Genomic DNA, 4579 nt, shown 5'->3' with positions numbered 1-4579 from the left:
GTCGCCGTCCGGGGCGACTCGACCGAGGAGCCGCGGCCGGCGATGAAGGGCACCACCGGGTGGCCGACTCGGGCCGTTCCCGGCCGGGCCGGGTGGACCTCGGCCGGGGCAGGGAGTTCAGCCGGGTCACCTTGGCCATCCGGCGGTCGTCGCCGGTCGCCGCCGCGGCCTCCGGGCCGGCCGGTCCCACGGCCGGCTCGTCCGTGACCAGGTCGGCCGGGATGAGCACCACCGCCGTGGTGCCGGCCGGGGTGGCCGGCCGGAGCTGGACCCGTACGCCGTGCCGGGCGGCGAGCCGGCTCACCACGAAGTGGCCGAGCCGGGCGCTGTCGGCCGGGTCGAACTCCGGCGACCGGGCCAGCTTGCGGTTGACGTCCTCGAGGACCCGCGGGGACATGCCCAGTCCCCGGTCGGTGATCTCGACGGCGTACCCGTTCGGCACGACCTGCCCGGAGACGTCGACCCGAGTGCCGGGCGGGGAGAAGACGGTGGCGTTCTCGATCAGCTCGGCGAGCAGGTGGATCACGTCACCGACGGCCGGCCCAGCACGCCGGCCGGCTGCACCACACCGACGTCCACCCGGTCGTACGACTCGACCTCGGAGATCGCGCCGCGGATCACGTCGACCGCGGCGACCGGGTTGCGCCAACCCCGGCCGGGCGCCGCGCCGGCGAGGATGACCAGGTCCTCGGCGTGCCGCCGGAGCCGGGCGGCGAGGTGGTCGACCTGGAAGAGGCCGGCCAGCTCGTCCGGGTCCTCGGTGCGCCGCTCCAGCCGGTCCAGCAGCGCCAGCTGCCGGTGCACCAGCCCCTGGCTGCGGCGGGCGAGGTTGAGGAAGACCTCGTTGAGGCCCCGGCGCAGGGTGACCTCGTCGACCGCGGCCTGGACGGCGGTCCGGCGCACCTCGTTGAAGGCGTGCCCCACCTGGCCGATCTCGTCGCCGCCGTGGTCCAGCTCGGGCGCCTCCCGGGCGACGTCGACCTCCTCGCCGCGGCGCAGCCGGGCGACCACGTCGGGCAGCCGGTGCTCGGCCATCTCCAGGGCGGCGGTACGGACGCCGGTCAGCCGGCCGGCCAGCGACCGGCCGACGCGGAGCGCGACCAGCACGCAGACCACGACGGCGAGCAGACCGAGCACCCCGGCGGCGGCCAGCCGGACCAGGATGCCGATCGCCATCGGCACCGAGCGTTCGGCCAGCTTGTCGGCCCCGCTCAGCTCGAACGCGCGCAGGCCCTGCTGCACCGCGGCCTGGCTGGACTCCCAGCTGCGGACGTCGAGCCGGGGCGGCAGGCCGTCGGCGCGGATCAGCGCGTCCTGCAGGGCGCTCAGCCGGACGAAGGCCTCTCCCTCGGTCAGCCGCCGGTACGCGGTCCGTTCCGGCGCGGGCAGGTCGGCCACTGCGGCCTCGGCCAGGAACCGCTGGTTGTCGATGGTCCGGACGAGCTGGTCGTGCTCGCCCTCGGCGAACCGGCCGGCGGTCAGCGCGCCGGCCAGCAGCGCGTCGCCCTGGCCGAGCAGTTCCCGGGAGCGGCCGAGCGCGGTGAGCGCCAGCGCCTGCCGGTTGAGCTCGGTGTCCGGCAGCATGGCCATGGCGGAGAACGCCTGGAAGGCCGAGGAGATCATCCCGCTGTAGAGGCCGACCGCGCCGGACCGGTCCACCTTCCGGCCGTCGATGAAGCCCCGGCCGGCGGGCAGCGCGTCCAGCGCGGCGACCAGTTGGTCGAGCCGGGTGTCGAGCAGGTCGTCGGCGGCGTCGCGCAGGTCGTCCCCGGCCACCCGGCGGCGCAGCTCGGCGACGGCCCGGTCGGTGCGCAGCCGCTGCTCGGCCAGGGCGGGCAGCGTGGTGTCGCCGGCGAGTTGGACCACCGAGAGCCGGCGTTCCCGTTGCAGCTCGGCGACGACGGCCTCGCCGGGGCGGCCGAGGTCGTAGAGGAGGGTGCGGGCGGCGAGCAGGTCGAGGGCGGGGCCGAAGGTCAGCGTGGTGGCGAAGATCCAGAGCGCCAGCAGCGCGGTCACCGGGCCGATGACCAGCGCGGTCAACTTGGCGCGGATCGGCCAGTCGCGGGTGTTCAATCAGACCTCGCCCGGAAGGTGTCGCAGGGGTCGCGCCGGCGCCGGCCGGGCGTGCCACCCGGCGACGGCGCCGGGCCCCGGCTCGGGCACCTTCGGCAGGATACGTAATCCCCGGCGGATGCACTACCGGCCGTCTCGCCGATCACTACTGTCCGGGATGCTCCGCTGTGGACACCGTTCGCAGGCGAGCGCCCCGCCGGACGGACCGGCGGGGCGCTCGTGGCCGGCGTGGGGGTCAGGCGTTGACCGAGATGCCGAGGCCGTCGGCGACCCGGCGGCCGTACGCCCCCCGGTAGGAGTCGTCGGCCTCCCGCAGGCCCGCCACTGAGGACGGCTCAAAGTTGATGTGCGGGCCGCCGCCCCGATTGTCCACGTGGTACGACATCTGGCCACCGTCCTGGTTGGTGCTGACCTGGACGTCCTCCTGCGGCGCGTTGATCGGCAGCTGGAGGTGGTTCGGGCCGACCCGGTAGCGCTGGGTGTCCGAGTAGGAGAACGTCGGGCCGACCAGCATCTTGTCGTCGGAGAGGTCCAGCCCGTCCACCAGCACGCCGGCGCCGAAGGCGATCTGCTCGTTCTCGTTCTGGAAGTTGGTGACGTTGCGGTTGAGCGTCATCACGCCGACCGGGCGCAGCGGGAAGACGTCCTCCGGCCAGGTCTTGGTGTCGTCCAGCGGGTCGAAGTCCAGCTCCGGGGATGCGCTCGCGGTCGAAGTGGCTGATCTTCTCCAGGAAGTGGTAGTTCTCCAGCGTCGCCGGGCCGCGTGAGCCGACCGTCCGCTGCTGCTGGTTGTTGTGGACCGGGTGGCCCTGACGGGTGGTGAGGATCGGCTTCCCGGCCTGGTCGCTCATCGCTCTCCTCCTGATCGGCCGCCCGGCTCGAACCGGGCGGGGCCGCCGGCCGGGGCGATCCGGCGCAGCAGTCGGCGTCACGCGCAGCCTGGTCGCACGGAGGCGTTCGGCGTCGGACTCGACCGGCATCACCCCACCCAAGGGCGTTTTCCGGAATGAGTCAAGTTTGTGGGACGGGTGGTCGGTGGGCCTCGCCATGCCCGGCGAGGGCCCGGGCGGGCGATCGGCCAGGAAAGTCCCCCGGATCGGGATTGGCGATCAGTGGGCGGAGGGAATACCAGCGGGCGAAGGAGGAGCCATGTCGCCCACGCAGGTAGTCGTCACAGTCATCGTCGTGTTGGTGCTCGCGGCGCTGGCCGCGGTCGCCGTGCTGGCGGCCCGCCGCCGCTCGCTCCGGCAGCGCTTCGGCCCCGAGTACGACCGGGTGGTCGCCGAGCGGGACAGCCGCAGCGCGGCCGAGCGGGAGCTGCGGGACCGGGAGCGCCGGCACGCCGAACTCGAACTCACCCCGCTGGAGCCCGAGTCCCGGGCCCGGTACGCGGCCGCCTGGGAGGAGCTCCAGGTCCGCTTCGTCGATTCCCCGGCCGAGACCGTGGGCGACGCCGACGAGCTGGTCAGCCGGCTGATCGCCGAGCGTGGGTACCCCACCGGGGACTTCTCCGACCAGATCGCCCATCTCTCCGTCGAGCACGCCCGCACCCTGACCCACTACCGGGACGCCCACGAGATCCGGCTGCGCACCGAGCGCGGCGAGACCAGCACCGAGGAGCTCCGCCAGGCGGTCGTGCACTACCGGGCCCTCTTCGCCGATCTGCTCGGCGAGGACCCGGTCGGGCACCAGCCGCCGGCGCAGCGCCGCCCCGACCACCCGCACGACGCCACGAGCCGCTGAGGAGGCTGCCGCGATGCGCCAGGAAGAGCAGCAGGTCACGAACGACCACCCCGAGGCCGTACGATCCGCGCCGGTCGCGGTGCCGCCGCCAGGCGATGACGCCCCGCACGGCGACCGGCCCGACCGGGCAGGGCGGGCCGACGTACCCGAGGACGCGCTGGACGACCGGGGCACCTTCGACGACCCGGCCGTGGCCGGCGCCCGGGACCCGGACGGCGAGGCGGCCGACACCGACCGGGCCGGCCGACCCGAGTTCCACGAGCCGGCGCCGCTGCCCACCGCCTTCGGGGCGACCACCGTCAGTGACGCGGTGGCCGCCTCGGCGATGGCCAGCGGCCGGCCGGAGGACGAACGGGACCCGCGCGGCGAGGACACCGCCCGGCCGGGCGACGGCGCCCCGGGGCGGACCGACGCGTCGACGACGAGCGGGCCGACCCGACGGCCGGCGACCGGCTGCACGACCCCGTTCAACTACTACAACCGCGACCAGACCGGAACGGCCGCCTCTGAACCGCCCCGGGCTTGGTAGCGGCCCTGCTGTACCGGCCCTGATTGCGGCGACAGCGATCCCGGTCAGGGCCGCTGACCTGCGGAGGAGTGGGCCGCCAGGGACTCGAACCCTAAACCTATGAATTAACCGCGCCGCGGTTGGATGGAGCCGGACCGGAACTTGTCAAGGTCGGTGGGACCAGTGGGTGTTACGCCGCTTGGGGTAGCGGTTGATCGGTTGCGGGTTCGGGTGGGTTGATCCAGACGGTGTCGG

The 4579-nt window shown here is 74.3% G+C and carries 2 protein-coding genes and 3 pseudogenes; 2 read left to right on the top strand and 3 right to left on the bottom strand.

Features of this window, described 5'->3' with window-relative positions:
• The 3 pseudogenes from JNW87_RS35025 to JNW87_RS41850 form a co-directional block, all read right to left on the bottom strand.
• A pseudogene (locus JNW87_RS35025) lies at window positions 1–2073 on the bottom strand (nitrate- and nitrite sensing domain-containing protein); the annotation flags it as partial.
• 235 nt (window positions 2074–2308) lie between these two features.
• Window positions 2309–2767: pseudogene (locus JNW87_RS35020) on the bottom strand (catalase); the annotation flags it as partial.
• Between the two features lie 24 nt (window positions 2768–2791).
• Window positions 2792–2924, bottom strand: a pseudogene (locus JNW87_RS41850) (hypothetical protein); the annotation flags it as partial.
• Between the two features lie 298 nt (window positions 2925–3222).
• Between JNW87_RS41850 and JNW87_RS35015 the strand changes: the two are divergent.
• Window positions 3223–3816: a hypothetical protein gene (locus tag JNW87_RS35015; RefSeq protein ID WP_109805806.1), complete on the top strand. Its 594-nt coding sequence runs from the start codon at window positions 3223–3225 to the stop codon at window positions 3814–3816.
• 13 nt (window positions 3817–3829) lie between these two features.
• Entirely contained in the window at window positions 3830–4345 is a 516-nt protein-coding gene (locus tag JNW87_RS35010; RefSeq protein WP_238455168.1) for a hypothetical protein, read from the top strand.
• The last annotated feature ends 234 nt before the right edge of the window (window positions 4346–4579 follow it).

The organism is Micromonospora sp. ATA51 (assembly GCF_016802855.1).
GTDB lineage: Bacteria > Actinomycetota > Actinomycetes > Mycobacteriales > Micromonosporaceae > Micromonospora > Micromonospora sicca.
This window is presented reverse-complemented; position numbering and strand designations above follow the sequence as displayed.